Origin of the sequence: Vibrio genomosp. F10 str. ZF-129 (assembly GCF_000287055.2) — a bacterium.
Lineage (GTDB): Bacteria > Pseudomonadota > Gammaproteobacteria > Enterobacterales > Vibrionaceae > Vibrio.
Map to the genome: position 1 here is coordinate 66,354 of NZ_AJYQ02000018.1, position 15,408 is coordinate 81,761.

10 protein-coding genes are annotated in these 15,408 nt (G+C 44.7%); 2 read left to right on the forward strand and 8 right to left on the reverse strand.

Features of this window, described 5'->3' with window-relative positions; translation table 11 throughout:
- Positions 1-58: 58 nt before the first annotated feature.
- The 8 genes from A1QO_RS02930 to A1QO_RS02965 form a co-directional block, all read right to left on the reverse strand.
- On the reverse strand, positions 59-1,438 hold the full coding sequence (locus A1QO_RS02930; protein ID WP_017039799.1) for an amidase: 1,380 nt from the start codon (positions 1,436-1,438) through the stop codon (positions 59-61).
- A gap of 60 nt (positions 1,439-1,498) precedes the next feature.
- Positions 1,499-2,431 (reverse strand): helix-turn-helix domain-containing protein, encoded by a 933-nt coding sequence (locus A1QO_RS02935; protein WP_241790386.1) that lies wholly within the window; start codon positions 2,429-2,431, stop codon positions 1,499-1,501.
- 156 nt (positions 2,432-2,587) lie between these two features.
- Positions 2,588-3,925, reverse strand: a complete 1,338-nt coding sequence (locus A1QO_RS02940) for an ABC1 kinase family protein (RefSeq protein ID WP_017039801.1) — start codon at positions 3,923-3,925, stop codon at positions 2,588-2,590.
- A gap of 300 nt (positions 3,926-4,225) precedes the next feature.
- Positions 4,226-6,304 (reverse strand): DUF4962 domain-containing protein, encoded by a 2,079-nt coding sequence (locus A1QO_RS02945; RefSeq protein WP_017037065.1) that lies wholly within the window; start codon positions 6,302-6,304, stop codon positions 4,226-4,228.
- Between the two features lie 223 nt (positions 6,305-6,527).
- A complete protein-coding gene (locus A1QO_RS02950; protein ID WP_017037066.1) occupies positions 6,528-8,288 on the reverse strand; it encodes a sodium:solute symporter family transporter in 1,761 nt (586 codons plus the stop codon).
- A 495-nt stretch (positions 8,289-8,783) separates the two neighbouring features.
- Entirely contained in the window at positions 8,784-9,407 is a 624-nt protein-coding gene (locus A1QO_RS02955; protein ID WP_017039802.1) for a bifunctional 4-hydroxy-2-oxoglutarate aldolase/2-dehydro-3-deoxy-phosphogluconate aldolase, read from the reverse strand.
- 55 nt (positions 9,408-9,462) lie between these two features.
- Positions 9,463-10,395, reverse strand: coding sequence for a sugar kinase (locus tag A1QO_RS02960; protein ID WP_017033515.1), 933 nt, complete (start codon positions 10,393-10,395; stop codon positions 9,463-9,465).
- Between the two features lie 32 nt (positions 10,396-10,427).
- Positions 10,428-10,763 (reverse strand): cupin domain-containing protein, encoded by a 336-nt coding sequence (locus tag A1QO_RS02965; protein WP_017033516.1) that lies wholly within the window; start codon positions 10,761-10,763, stop codon positions 10,428-10,430.
- 309 nt (positions 10,764-11,072) lie between these two features.
- Here A1QO_RS02965 and A1QO_RS02970 point away from each other — a divergent pair, with 309 nt between their 5' ends.
- Both A1QO_RS02970 and A1QO_RS02975 read left to right on the forward strand, forming a co-directional pair.
- On the forward strand, positions 11,073-13,229 hold the full coding sequence (locus A1QO_RS02970) for a heparinase II/III domain-containing protein (RefSeq protein ID WP_017041347.1): 2,157 nt from the start codon (positions 11,073-11,075) through the stop codon (positions 13,227-13,229).
- Entirely contained in the window at positions 13,230-15,383 is a 2,154-nt protein-coding gene (locus A1QO_RS02975) for a heparinase II/III domain-containing protein (protein ID WP_017033518.1), read from the forward strand.
- Positions 15,384-15,408: the final 25 nt, after the last annotated feature.

Genomic DNA, 15,408 nt, shown 5'->3' on the forward strand with positions numbered 1-15,408 from the left:
GAGAGTAATACCATTGTTATTTCATCTTTTTTTAAAATCATTATGTTACAGCCTCATGTTAAAAGATTGGACAAGTAGGCATTTTGATGTGCTTTGATAACTCTTCAGCGACTAATATCAATTCTGACTCTTTGTTCATTTGCCCGACAAGCTGAATTCCCATAGGTAGTCCATTCCGGTCCAAACCTATTGGCATGGTTACGACAGGATGACCTATTAGGCTAATTGGTGTCGTAAAAGCGGTGAGGGCATCGAAATAGTTTACCTCTAGTCCGTTGACCTTGATGGGTTCGCTATAATCTCGGCTAGGACCTCGTTCTGATGTCGGTTCCATGTGTTTAAACGCGGTACAACAGGTGACGGGCAATATCCAAGCGTCAACGTTTTTAAAAAAGTTTTGGCAATCAAGGATCGTTTTGTCTCTGGCTTTCAAAGCGCTTGAGTACTCATCTGGATTTCTACGATAGCCCTTCATTACATTGTTAAGAAAATTCGGAGAGCGTTTTCTACTCTGGTTGCCGAAAAGCACGCTCAACCACCGTATAAGAGGGTTCATGAATGCTGACGTTTCATGTCCCATTATGCGTCCAAACGTTTCCCAAGATTTTTTGAAACTAAAGTGCTTGGGTTTAGCTTGCACGCATTGATGGCCCTTTTGTTGCCAACTGGTCATTACTTGGGTTATTCGATCGCGAATATCAGTATCTAAGGGCATGTCGTCCGCTTCGAGCCAATACGCCAAATTGAGGCATTTTTGAATACTAGGCTCATGTTGACCACTGAGTGCTCGCCACATTAAAGCTAGGTCTTTTGCTTGTCTAGCCATTGGGCCAGGACGTGCAAAATTATGTAGAGCCAACTTAGGTGTTAGCAGCATTCCGTCACTGCTTACAGTACCTTCACTTGGTAATAAACTGTATACACCACAAAAGCTTGCAGGGATTCTTAATGAACCTGACAAGTCGGTACCTATATCAATGAAGCTCATTCCTGTTACAACGGCCGCCGCACCGCCTCCACTACTTCCTCCAACCGTGTACTCATGATTCCATGGGTTTTTGCAAAAACCGCGAATCGAGTTATTAGTTTGAAAATCCATGGCCAAAGGAGGAAGGCTAGTTTTGCCCAGTAAAGTCGCGCCTTGGGCAAACAGCTTTTCTACGATAGGCGCAGTGAAATCACTGCATGTTATTTTATTGAGGCCGAAGCTACAAGGTAGGGCATTTATGTGAAATTGGTCTTTAAAACTGATGGGCAAACCTGCGAGTAACTCGGTGTTATCTAATGCAGCAGTTTGGTCTTGATAAATAAAAGCACCTATTTCGTCATCAAGCATGGAAATTCGGCTTAGTAAGTGTGTCTTGACTTCTTGAGCGGTGATATTTCCTTTCTTCAGGGCTTCGCAAGCTTCAATAGCTGCCATATGGTGAATGGTCATAGATAGTTCCTTATGTATTATCTAGGACCTATTGCACCAGCATACGCTCTTTTTGGCTGTTCAATCTCTGCTATCTTTTATCGGTATATAAATGTGTGTTATCCAACTTTCTGGGGGCGTATTATCAGGAGAGGTCAGATACAGTTCGAAAGGAAGAGTCTCTCTGAGCTCATAGCCTGAGCTTGGTAGCCAAGAACGAAAAGCATGATTCCACGTCTGATAGAGGTAATCGTAATGACCGACATGTTCAAATATGGCCCATAATCCCTGACTAATTTGGCTTGAATGCGGTGTATGCAAATGGTCTTTCGGTTCATAAAAAAGTGCGCCGTAAAGGACGAGAGCATGTTCATCGTTAAGATTTTGTGGGCTAGAGGGGAAAGCACTCGCTAAACCGTGCAGTAGAGGCTCTTGACCTAATCGATAGAACTCCTTAGAAACAGCTGGCAGAACTTGACTCAGAAACGTTCCATTTATCGTTCCTAACGTTGTGCTGTAATGATAAAACAAGGTTGGTAAAGTTTTAAGTTTAATCTTTGGCGCTAAATTCTTTGCGGCAATGGTTTTTAGGAAAGGCCGTGACTCGTCCAACCCTATTCTAACGTGTTCAGGGTGTGAGCGAAACTCACTCGGGCTAACGTAAAAATGTTGTCGAAATGCTCGAGAAAAAGCACTATGAGTTTCGAAGCCTGATTTCAATGCAATCTCGATAATCCCCAAGTTAGGTTGTTCTGATAAGGTTTTTGCAGCCAGCTCTAAACGACGGTGTAACAGATACTGGCTGACAGATTCACCTAAATAGGCACTAAATAGCCGTTGGAAATGAAAGATTGATAACGTCGCATGCTGCGCTATTTGATCTGCCGAAATCTTCTCCTCTATATTCTGTTCAATAAACAGTAGGGCTTTCTCTAGTTTTTTTCGGGTTCTATCACTCATATTGCCTTCAATCAGAATAATACGTGGAAAACAGTGCGACTTATTAATTCTCATTCTACTCGGTCGACTCGAATTTGACGAAATCATTTATGATTGGAACAAGCTCACCCAGTGAGCCTGTCTTTGGCTGGTGTGTAAATAGGGTCTTTGATTGGCATTCAGAGTTTTGGCTTGGCGCAAACTTTACCTTGCTGAGAACAGATCGAACTATCACGGCAGTTCATGCTGATTTTCTTTTAGTGCGACATAAGGCGCTACGAGTTGGTGAATGTTAACCTTGGCTTCAATTCTCGCGGCAAGTAAGTACATTCCGGCAATTTTTCGGTGTAAGAAAATGGCATCGGCTGGAGGGGTATGCCAGTAGTCTTGCTCCATGCTTAAGATGGTACCGGCTTCTCGTAATCGTTGAGATAATTCACTTGTTTTAAAATCGTATAGCTCGTCGATTAGCATCGGTTCACACGCCATTTTAACCAGATCGAGAACCGCTTTGCGTTGAGTGGGTTCAATGCTTTCGCTGAAAAACCCTATTTGTTCGAGCGCCTTATTCAAGCCGTCTTCATTGTGATTGACGACCGCACTGAACGCATCGCGATAGCCATCACTAAAGCGATCACTGTACTCACGAGTGGCACCGAAATCGAGCAATCCGATTTGTTGAGTGTGTTCAAGATACAGGTAGTTCGCAAAATTTGGGTCGGTCTGAACCATTTTAAGGTCAAATAACTCCTTGAACATCAGTTCGAGTAAACGGTGCATCACAAGATCGCGTGTCGGTTGATCAAAACTCTCAATTTGTTCTATCGAACGCCCGTCAATGAAGGCCATCGCCAACACCGAATTTGATGAGACTTCTGGGTAAATTCGTGGCACCACAAAGTGCTCATGGTCTTGCAACGCAGTGCGATAGCGTATCGCGAATTCCGCTTCCCTGCCGTAATCGGCTTCATCGTGTAACTGTTTTTTCGCTTCTTCGAGCAATGATTGATAATCGACGGACTCAGGGATAAGACCGACTATTTTTAGTAGTGTACCGACGTTATCAACATCGCTGTTGATGCTTTGTCGAATGCCAGGGTATTGTATTTTTACCGCGAGTTTATCTCCGGCATCATTGTAGGCCTGATGTACTTGGCCTATAGATGCACTGGCTATAGGCTTAAAGTTAAAGGCCATGAATTCGCTCTTCCAACCGGTGCCTAAGGCGTCTTCTAACACCTGATTCAGCTGTTTCGCGGGCAGTGGGTCGGCGTCGGAGCGCAAACGAGCTAATATATTCGCTAACTCAGGATCTAACAGGTCGCCAGCGTCCATCGACAGCATTTGGCCAAGCTTCATTGCTGCGCCGCGAAGGTGAGCAAGTTGGTCGGTGAGGCGCGCTATATTTTTCGGTGTCAGAAGAAGGTCTTTTGTCGTAGGGCGGTTCCCTTTCACGATTTGTTTAGTGCCTTCTGTCAGTACATTACCCGCAACGCGTGTCGCCAGTGATGCGAATTTACTAAACCGAGACAGACGATGAGTCGGTAAGCTTCTTTCTTTTTGCGACATGAACATACTCTCTTATTTAGCGGTGTCAGTCTTTCTAGCGTTTAAATTTAGGTCAGTTTGAAGGCACGCGATTAAAACCGAATGCTCGATTTCTTAGGATACAGAGTTATGGTGAATGCAGTATATCAATACGAGAGAATGCTCTCTTTTGATCACAAGCGAAGATGGATTTATCGTTAGAAAGGTAAAAAGGGGCTCTAGATTTTTATCTAGAGCCCCTTGAAGCTTAACCCGCTGAGTTTACCTGCGGAGTTGCATCAGCCAAGTTCGGCTGCATGATCGTGTTAAAAGAGTGAGCAATTACAACTCAATGGTGACAGTTTCACCGTCAACCGTAAGAAGCAGTGTATTACCTTCTACTTTGTGTGTGACGTCAACCTGTTCGCCTTCGTTCTTATTAGGAACGAGAAGCGTCAGGATGTTGTGCTCTTTCGATGGTTTGAATTCCACTTCAACGTGACGGTGGATTTCAAGATCTTTGAACTCGTACGGGTCTACGTCGCCGAATCCTTCAACGTTCTTCACTGATGTGATGTTGTCAGCCGATTCGTTGATGAAGTTCACGTCTAGGTGCGCAACTTCGCCACGGATAGTGAAAGACTTGTCTGCCACTTCGTTGGCGAAAGTTGTGTGCATTAACCAAGTCATGTCCTTCTCTTCAGAAAGCGTTGCCTTGTCTTGCATTACGAATACTTTACCTTGAACGAACCAGACTTTACGCTTGTAAGATTCGATTTCTGGAACGAAGTATTTGTAAGACGCTGTTGCATCACCTTCAACCATCTTCACATCAGATTCAGTGTCGAAATCAGAGATGTTGCCGCCCGCTTCGATACAGAAGCGATCTTGGTGGTTTTCGTAGCCTGTGTTCTTGTTCTCGCCGTACTGACCTTTACCGCCAAATAGTGGAAGGTTTTTAGAGAACGTTTGACGACGCCATTTCGTGTGCATATCAACACCGAAACCACCGTAATAGCCAGTGATTGACGCTAACGTTTCACCGAACGCGTGCAGAGTGAACGCATTTTGGTCACCGTGAGAGTGGCTGATTGAGCCAAACGGAGAACATTTGAATACCATGTGAATATGGTTATCACGCTCTGTCATCTTGTTGTGGAATGCAGCCCAACCCGTGATTGGGAATACTTTCAACAGTGGATCGTTAGAGGGTGCTTTCTCTTCTGGTGCATCCCAAAGGATGTTGAAGCGAAGATCGTCGTAGCCAAAATCCCACCAACCGAAGTTGTAGAATTTTGTGTGCGCTTCAGTATCACGGCCTTTAAGCTGGTTGTAGTACCAAACGTACTCAGGCTTCTGGTTAACACCTGCGTAGTGCTTGATGTTGTAAGCCAGTTTTAGACCTGGGAAATCACCGATTGATGACTGGTCACAGAAGCTCGCGCGCTTAGAGTGAACAGGCATACAGTAAAGCGGGAAGTCACCTGTGTTTTCGTAGAATGTCTTGTTGAACATGTCTACGCCACAGTATGCTTTCAATAGGTCGAATGCTTCGCCTAGGAATGCAGTTTGTGTGTTCCAGTAGTCAGGACCTTCAGCCCAACCGCCGTCGACACCGCCCCATGGTGGGTAATGTACTGCGTAGTATTCTAGAGCGTATGCGATGTACTCGCCTGCTTTCGGGTGATCGTGGTAAAGCGCGATACACGTTGGGATGATAGCAGAAGAAATTGAACGTACACCGTGGCTGTTTAGAGGGTTGTTCAGTAGATCAACCGTCACGCGTAGGTGGTGCATGATTTCGTCTAGACGCTCGATTAGTGCGTCTTGAACTTGCTGACGCTCTTCATCTGTGAAGTAGCCGTGTAGCCAGTCGTAGCCCCACGCCATTGCAGCGATAACACGGAAAGCCGCCTCATCGTTGTAGCCACGAGACGTCACGCCTTCAGGATCGTAAGTAGACAGTTTTAGAGTCCAAGCTTTTGCTTTCGCAATCAGCTGTTCGTCTTCTTTTACAACACCAGCAATCGCTAGGTTACGTGTCGCGTTCAGTGCCATTTGGCAATCAACGTACATTTGACGCCAGTAAGGACGCCATAGAGAAGCTTTACCTACGGTTTCTTCTGGATACGCTTGTGGCTCTTCATAAGGAGCGGTATCAATAAACTTAGCGGTAGACTTGGTGAAGAAGTCATCGAACATGCAGTGTGATTCATCAGCTTGCACTTTCGCTTTAAATTCAGCGAGATCTTTGGATTGAACAAGAAGACGAGGGCGTTCTTCGCTCAAAGTATCTAGAAACGATAAATCGAAATCACGTTTTTGTACTTCGATAGGAAGTAGGTCTACTAGGTTGCCGGCGGAAGTGTCATTTTCCAGCTTCATCTTACGAATTGCATCAAGAGGCTTGTTATCACTCATGCTTACTCTCTTATTCAATATTAAATTAATGGTCAACTGCATTACATCTTATTGTAATACAAATGAAGTTTGGGTGCGATAGAAAAGTCGTGTTTTTGAGCGGTTTTTAGACTTAAGGTACATGAATTTCTGTGGACTATGCCAAGTAAAGCCCGAACTGAAAATAAAAAAAGCCCATGATTCGGGGGAATACATGGGCTTATAAAGTGAGACTATGCGTGCTCTATTTTGCTGTTTCGAGTTGTCGAGCACCAGTCTTAGAAGCGTTGATAAGTAAGATACCAACCGTTAGAACAATTGAACCACACAATAGGAACAATAGACGACCTGTTGGTTCATTTGGAATTAGAGCCATTGCTAGAATACCAAAACCTGCTGTGCTGATCAGTTTGCCAAGCATTGAACGCTGTTTAGTATCTAAATCACGTTGCTCTTCGCCTTCTGATATGACAGGGGTATTCCAATTAATGAATAACTGCTCTACTTCTTTCTCGCGTTCAGGGCTTAGGCCTTTATAGAAACGAGTGGTTAGCATGAAGTAACCGCCAGTAAATAGAACGTGCGCAGCCAAGCTCAAGCCAACTTTCAAGTCATTCCATTCACGGCCTGTTAGTTCTTGCTCTAAACCGAATAGGCTTTCAATGTGTCCTGCTTGCATAGAAATACCAAATGCGTAAGACACGATGCCACCAACCACGAGAGTAGACCAACCAGCCCAATCAGGTGTTTTACGAATCCACATACCTAGCAGTACAGGAATGAGCATAGGGAAACCAATTAGAGCACCAACGTTCATTACAATGTCAAATAAGCTTAAGTGACGCAGCGAGTTAATGAATAAGCCGATACTAATAATTAGAAGACCCATAGCAATGGTGGTGACTTTACTTACAATAACCAATTCGCGTTGAGTTGCGTCTTTGCGCAGGATAGGGCTGTAGAAGTTCATAACGAAGATACCCGCGTTACGGTTCAAGCCTGAGTCCATTGAAGACATGGTTGCAGCAAACATAGCTGACATTAACAGACCAACCATACCCGCTGGCATTACGTTTTGGACGAATGCAAGGTAAGCCGCGTCGCCCGCTTTGTCACCCATTGAAGCATATTGTAGAGCAAAATCTGGCATGAATGCGCTTACATACCAAGGGGGTAGGAACCAGATTAGTGGGCCAACAACCATTAAGATACAAGCAAGGCCAGCGGCTTTACGAGCGTTCTCACTGTCTTTTGCACAAAGATAACGGTAAGCGTTGATGCTGTTGTTCATTACACCGAACTGCTTAACGAAGATAAACACAACCCAAAGAATAAAGATGCTGACGTAGTTTAGGTTATTACCTAACATGAAGTCGCCATCGAAGTTCGCAACGATGTTTGAAATGCCACCACCGTGGAAGTACGCCGCAACCGCACAGGTAATAGTGACTGCCATGATAACAAGCATTTGCATGAAATCAGAGGCTACAACTGCCCATGAGCCACCCGTTACCGCCATGGCGACAAGAACAAGCCCTGTGACAATGATGGTGGTTTCCATCGGAATGTTGAAAACCGCAGCAACGAAGATGGCAAGACCATTTAGCCAAATGCCTGCAGAGATAAGGCTGTCTGGCATGCCGGCCCAAGTAAATGCTTGCTCAGAAGCTTTACCGAAACGTTGGCGAATGGCTTCAATGGCTGTAACAACACGTAATTGGCGAAATTTCGGTGCGAAATACATGTAATTCATGAAGTAGCCAAATGCGTTGGCTAAGAAGAGGATAACAATGACAAAGCCATCACTGAATGCGCGTCCTGCGGCTCCGGTAAACGTCCATGCTGAAAATTGTGTCATGAATGCAGTTGCACCTACCATCCACCACAACATTTTACCGCCCCCTCTAAAATAATCACTGGTTGATGTTGTGAATTTTCTGAACATCCAACCAATAGCGATTAAGAAAAAGAAGTAGGCAAGAACAACAAGAGTTTCGATAGTCATTTTTACAGCCTTTTAGGTTTGATAATTAACTGCTGTCTAGATTACTCCAATTTGATTTTATTTGTACTACAATAAGCCTTAATCGTGATCGGTTTCTCATGTTTTTACGGAAAAGGTTGAGCTAAATCATACGAGATAGATGGATTTAAAGTCATTCAGCAAAGGATTTAACATATAACGCGACGAAGTTTAACAATGAGCGGTAGAGGTATAATACTACAATATTATGTATGTATCCTCGTGAGTAAAGTGCGTCGACAGAAAGCGCTACTCACTGGACCTTTTATCATTGAGTCACTCAATGTGTTTATGTGCTAGAAAAATTTAGTTACAGGCTTCTTAAAAACAGCGTGCTCATAAGCAGGCAGTTCAGAAAAAGTTTGTTTCGAAAAAGATGAGTCAGGGACATTAAAAATTTCGTCATCTCGCTTATTTTCCATATATAAAAACGAGCCAATTGGCTCGTTTGTCAAATATGAGGAGAAAGGAATACGTTTAACTAACGTGCTTCACTGCATCGCGAACCAGTTCACCAAGCTCGTCCCATTTACCTTCATCCATAAGCTTTGTCGGAACCATCCAAGTACCACCACAGGCAAGCACTGAAGGAATTGAAAGGTACTCGTCTACATTCTTAAGGCTCACACCACCTGTAGGCATAAAGTTCACTGGGTAAACGGCCGTTAGTGCTTTTAGCATACCCACACCACCAGAAGGCTCAGCAGGGAAAAATTTAAGAGTACGCAGGCCCATTTCCATTGCTTGCTCCACGAGGCTTGGATTGTTAACGCCAGGGACAATGGCAACGCCCTTGTCTAAGCAGTACTGAACGGTACGCGGGTTAAAACCCGGGCTAACAATAAAGTCAACACCAGCATCGATAGAAGCATCAACTTGCTCATTAGTTAGCACGGTACCAGAACCGATCAGCATATCTGGGAATTCTTTACGCATCACACGAATGGCTTCAATGGCACATTCTGTGCGTAATGTGATTTCAGCACAAGGCATCCCATTTTCTACTAAAGCGCGGCCTAGTGGAATAGCGTCTTCCACTTTATTGATTGCGATAACGGGAATGACTTTCAGGTTAGCTAACTGTTCATTTAGTGTTGTCATGACTGTATTCTCTTGTCTGTTTGGGGCCAGGTATTTAACCCAGCCCAGCTAAAAATTATAAGGAAAGGTCTGGCATTGCATCAATTGGTATAATCGCGCCTTGATACTGAATGACAGTACCAGCGACACAATGACCAGCAAAAGCCGCTTCACGTGGATTACCACCGCACAAACGTTTTGCTAAGAACCCTGCGCTGAACGAATCGCCCGCTGCGGTTGTATCGACAATTGATGTCACTTTGTTTGGTGAAACGTAAGAAGCATTGCCACCTTCGACAACTAAACAGTCATCTCCACCACGCTTGATTATGATCTCTTTTACACCCGCTTGAGCTGTACGATCAATACATTGCTCTACATCATCGTCGCCATAGAGCTCTTGCTCGTCGTCGAAGGTCAGCAGTGCGGTATCGGTTAGGCTTAGCATTTTAGTGTATTGAGTTTGTGCTTCTTCTTGAGTCGCCCACAGTTTAGGGCGGTAGTTATTGTCGAAGAAAACCTGACCACCTTTCGCTTTAAATTGCTCTAAGAAATGGAATAGAACGTTACGGCCATTCTCGGTTAAAATCGCTAATGTGATACCACTTAAATACACCGCGTCATATTCCATAAGGGAGTCAATGAGCGTAGAAGCGTTGTCTTGATCAAAAAGGTAACGTGCCGCTGCATCATTGCGCCAATAAAAGAAACTGCGTTCGCCAGTATTATCTGTCTCAATATAATAAAGGCCTGGCTGTTTGTCATCCATGCGGTTGACAAGGCGAGTATCAATATCTTCAGCATTCCATGCGTTAAGCATATTGGTGCTGAATGAATCTTGCCCTAGCGCCGTCACATAACTGGTTTTAATGTTATGGTCTTTTGTTAAGCGTGTTAAATAAAGTGCGGTGTTAAGGGTATCACCGCCGAATGCTTGTTTAAGCCCTTCTTCTTTAGTTTGTAGCTCCACCATGCACTCGCCAATGACCGCGATATTGAATGATTTCATGTAAGTACCTTAGCAACTGACATTGCGCTAGATTATTTTAAGAAGTCTGCACGCAGCGGTGAAAAAGCATCAAGTAGAATGCTGTCTTGCTCTAAGGCAACGGCACCGTGCATCACGTTTTTAGGCGCAATGTAAGCATCGCCAGCTTTGAGTACTTTTTTCACGCCATCAATTTCAGCTTCAAAGCTTCCACTTACGACATAACCAATTTGGTCATGAATATCGTGAGTGTGCGGTGCACCAATAGCGCCTTTGTCAAAGCAAAGATGAACGAGCATTAATTCGTCGGTGTAACCAACGATCTTACGTTTAATACCACCGCCAACTTCTTCCCAAGGGGTCTCTTGAATATTAAAGAAAGGATTCATACGGGTGTTCTCCAAAACTGATTATGAGTTCTATATTGATTGTGAAGTATCATAATAGATAAAATTCAATTGTAATACAATATAGTTAAAATAGTGTGATGTTCATCAAGGTGAGGCCTCTAATATTTAGCTCAGAAAGCCATCGGTACAGTGTGATTTGGTACTGTGAAATCTTTATTCGTTAGGTTTTGGTGTTCTTGTTGTGACGTTAATCATTGTTTTGTGACGATGCACTATTCATATCGGTAATATTGTATTACTTTATAGCAGGTATTGTACTAACACTCTAATTTGACGGTGATGGCAACCATGACGACACAACCTATTTTGTTTACCAATGAGGAAATCGAGCAACTTCACCAAGAGGTTGGGCGCCCTACCTTAATGGGTAAGGCGATCGCTAAGAACATTGAAGTCCTTGAATCATTTATGAGTTTGCCCTTGGATGTTCCTGGTCACGGCGATGGTGGGAGCGATGAGCACAACCGTCATAAAGATAACTACACGTATATGAACATAGCCGGCCGCCTTTTTGTGATTACAAAAGATCAAAAGTACGCCGACTTTGTGGTTAGCTTGCTCGATCAATATGCCGACAAATATCTTGAACTCGGTTACCAGATTCAAAAAAATACTAATCCGACAGGTCGGTTGTTTCATCAAATCCTCAATGAACACGGCTGGCTACTGTTTTCTAGTATTGCTTATTCTTGTGTTGCTTCAACAATGACCGAAGAACAGCGCCAACGTATCGTTGACCGCCTTTTTGTGCCTATGATTGAGATGAGCATTGAAAAATACGCGCATCGTTTTGACCATATTCATAACCATGGCGTTTGGGCGGTTGCAGCTGTTGGTGCTTGTGCCGTGGCCATCAATCGCCCTGAATACCTTGAGATGGCGGTTTACGGTAAAGACCGCGAAGCGACCAGTGGTTTCCTAGATCAAGTTTCAAACCTATTTGCGCCCTCGGGTTACTACCTTGAAGGCCCATATTATTCTCGCTTCACGATCCGTCCGTTAGTTCTCTTTGCTGAGATCATTCATCGCCATATGCCAGAAGTAGACATCTACAACTACAAAAACGGCGTAGTGGGTAATACAGTTCAAGCCTTACTTGCTACTGCTTACCCTAACGGTGTTTTCCCTGCGCTAAACGACTCATCACAAAGCATGGGCATCAACGACGCTGGCGTACAGGTTGCTGTAGGCATCTACGGTGCGCACTACGAGCTCGACGACAATATCCTTGGCATGGCTAAGATCCAAGGTGGTGTTTGGATGCACCTATGTGGCCTTAAAGTGTCCCAAGCTTATGAAAAAGCGCAAGCTGAACGTCAAATTGGCATGCCGTTTTGGCCGAGTGTTGAACTCAGTGAAGGCCCCAATGGCGACCAAGGTGCACAAGGCTTTGTTCGTATGCAGGACAAAAATGGAGATGTCACACAGTTAGTCATGAACTATGGCATGCACGGTATGGGGCATGGCCACTTTGATACATTAGGCATTACCTTTTTTAACCGTGGCCAAGAAGTACTGCGTGAATATGGCTTCTGCCGTTGGGTAAATGTTGAGCCTAAGTTTGGTGGCCGTTACTTACCTGAAAATCCAGGCTATGCGCGTCAAACTATTGCTCACAACACGATAACGATTGACGAAACTTGCCAAAACTACTTTGATGTAGACCGCGCTGATTCCGTTAGTGGTACACCACACTTCTTCCAAGTGAGTGATGAAAAGCTCAAAGGTATGAGCGCTTTTGCCAACGAGCACTACGATGGCTTTGGCCTTCAGCGCAGCGCATTCCTTCTCACTCTTGATGAGCTTGAAGCGCCGCTACTTATCGATCTATACCGCATCAAGGGTGAGGGTGAACATCAATATGACTACTCTCATCAATATCAAGGTCAAATCATCCGCACCAACTTTGAGTACGAGACATTTAAAACCCTTGAAACACTAGGTTCAGACGCTGGCTATCAGCATCTTTGGAAAGTCGGTGCAGGTAACGCCAACGAAACGGCGCTGGTGAGCTGGCTGCAAAACAACACCTATTACACTTGGTTAGGCACAAGCTCGAATGATAACGGTGAAGTGATCTTCACACGCACTGGTGCCAATGATCCAAGCTTTAACCTTCGCAGCGAGCCTGCCTTTATCTTACGTAGCAAGGGCGATACCCCATTGTTTGCTTCTGTGGTGGAGACACATGGCTATTTCAACGAAGAGTTCGAACAGTCAGTCAATGCACGCGGTAAGGTTAAAAACATTAAAGTACTGGGTCACACAGATACTGCATCCGCAGTTGAGATTGAAACCGAGAAATCTCTTGTGACTCTGCTACTGTCTAACGATGCGTATGCATCTGAGACAACTAATAATCAAATAATCATTAATGATAAAACTTACAACTGGACAGGTTTCTATTCAGTTGAAATCCAAGCTATCCCTCAGGAGACAGTTTAAATGAGCTATCAACCACTATTACTTAACTTCGACGAAGCAGCAGAACTTCGTGGCGCACTCGGCACGGATAGCCTACTGGGTAAAGCACTTGCTCGTGACATCAAGCAAGCCGACGCTTACATGTCAGAAGTGGGTATCGAGGTTCCAGGTCACGGTGAAGGTGGCGGTTACGAGCACAACCGTCACAAACAAAACTACATTCACATGGATATTGCGGGTCGCCTGTTCCTTATCACAGAAGATCAGAAGTATCGCGATTACATCGTAGAGATGCTAACGGCATACGCTAAGGTGTACCCAACTCTTGAGAGCAACGTCAGTAAAGATACTAACCCTCCAGGTAAAATCTTCCACCAAACGCTAAACGAAAACATGTGGATGCTTTACGCGTCTTGTGCATACTCTTGTGTATTCCACACGCTTTCTGACGAACAAAAGACACTGATTGAAACAGACTTGTTCAAGCAGATGATCGACCTATTCGTTGTGACTTACGGTCACGACTTCGATATCGTGCACAACCACGGCCTATGGGCAGTAGCGGCTGTAGGTATCTGTGGTTACGCGATCAATGACCAAGAGTCTGTTGATAAAGCAATGTATGGTCTAAAACTCGATAAAGTCAGCGGCGGCTTCCTAGCACAACTTGACCAACTGTTCTCGCCAGATGGCTACTACATGGAAGGTCCTTACTACCACCGTTTCTCTCTACGCCCAATCTACCTATTCGCAGAAGCGATTGAGCGTCGTCAACCAGAAATCGGCATTTACGAATTCAACGACTCTGTTATCAAGACAACCTCTTACGCTGTATTCAAGACCGCGTTCCCTGACGGCTCTTTACCTGCATGTAATGACTCATCAAAGACAATCTCTATTAACGATGAAGGTGTTGTTATGGCAACATCAGTATGTTTCCACCGTTACGAGCAAGCTGAAACGCTACTTGCAATGGCCAACCACCAGCAAAATGTATGGGTTCACAGCTCAGGTCTGACTCTATCTAACGCTGTTGATGCCGCTGATGAAATTAAGCCATTCAACTGGGGCAGCCTATACATCACAGATGGCCCAGAAGGTGAAAAAGGTGGTCTAGGCATCTTACGTCACCGTGATGCGCAAGACGACGACACCATGGCGCTGATTTGGTTTGGTCAACACGGCAGCGATCACCAGTACCACTCTGCACTAGACCATGGTCACTACGATGGCCTGCACTTAAGCGTATTCAACCGTGGAGTTGAAGTACTGCATGACTACGGTTACGGTCGTTGGGTAAACGTAGAGCCTAAGTTCGGGGGTCGTTACATTCCAGAGAACAAGTCATATTGTAAGCAGACGGTTGCTCACAACACGGTAACCGTGAACCAGAAAACACAGAACAACTTCAATACAGCATTGGCTGAGTCTAAGTTTGGTCAGAAGCATTTCTTCAATATCGACAACGCTAAGTTACAAGGCATGAGCGGCCGTATCTCAGGTTACTACGAAGGCACAGAGATGCAACGCAGCATCCTTCTTGCTGACCTTCCTGAGTTTGAAAAACCACTGGTGATTGATGTTTACCGCATTGAGTCTGAGCAAGAGAACCAGTACGACCTACCTGTACACTACACAGGTCAGATCATCCGCACTGACTTTGAATACCAAACAGAAAGCACGCTTAAGCCTGTGGGTGAGTCTGATGGCTACCAACACCTATGGAACCTAGGCTCAGGTAAAGTCGAAGGCAGTTCTCTTGTTAGCTGGCTAGTAAACAACAGCTACTACTCGTTAGTAACCAGTGCAACTGCGGCAGACAGCGAAGTTATCTTTGCTCGCCTAGGCGCAAACGACCATGACTTCAACCTACGCAGCGAACCTGCGATGATCCACCGTCAAACGGCAAAAGATCACGTATTCGCTTCTGTACTAGAGACTCACGGCTACTTCAACGAAGAGTTTGAGCAATCGACTAATGCACGTGGTTTAGTTGAGTCTGTCACTGTTGTTGGTCACAACAGCGTAGGCACTGTGATTCGACTTGCAACAACGTCAGGCAACACTTACCACTACGGTATTTCTAACCAAGTAGAAGCCAATCAACAGTCAACACATACGGTTGAATTTGCTGGTGAAACATTCACCTGGGAAGGATCATTTGCTCAAATCTAAGCACTGGCAAATCTAAGCACTGAGT

Excerpts from the sequence above, each read along its gene's own strand:
- A1QO_RS02930 (WP_017039799.1), bottom strand. The coding sequence starts at position 1,438 with ATGACCATTCACCATATGGCAGCTATTGAAGCTTGCGAAGCCCTGAAG.
- A1QO_RS02935 (WP_241790386.1), bottom strand. The coding sequence starts at position 2,431 with ATGAGAATTAATAAGTCGCACTGTTTTCCACGTATTATTCTGATTGAA.
- A1QO_RS02940 (WP_017039801.1), bottom strand. The coding sequence starts at position 3,925 with ATGTCGCAAAAAGAAAGAAGCTTACCGACTCATCGTCTGTCTCGGTTT.
- A1QO_RS02945 (WP_017037065.1), bottom strand. The coding sequence starts at position 6,304 with ATGAGTGATAACAAGCCTCTTGATGCAATTCGTAAGATGAAGCTGGAA.
- A1QO_RS02950 (WP_017037066.1), bottom strand. The coding sequence starts at position 8,288 with ATGACTATCGAAACTCTTGTTGTTCTTGCCTACTTCTTTTTCTTAATC.
- A1QO_RS02955 (WP_017039802.1), bottom strand. The coding sequence starts at position 9,407 with ATGACAACACTAAATGAACAGTTAGCTAACCTGAAAGTCATTCCCGTT.
- A1QO_RS02960 (WP_017033515.1), bottom strand. The coding sequence starts at position 10,395 with ATGAAATCATTCAATATCGCGGTCATTGGCGAGTGCATGGTGGAGCTA.
- A1QO_RS02965 (WP_017033516.1), bottom strand. The coding sequence starts at position 10,763 with ATGAATCCTTTCTTTAATATTCAAGAGACCCCTTGGGAAGAAGTTGGC.
- A1QO_RS02970 (WP_017041347.1), top strand. The coding sequence starts at position 11,073 with ATGACGACACAACCTATTTTGTTTACCAATGAGGAAATCGAGCAACTT.
- A1QO_RS02975 (WP_017033518.1), top strand. The coding sequence starts at position 13,230 with ATGAGCTATCAACCACTATTACTTAACTTCGACGAAGCAGCAGAACTT.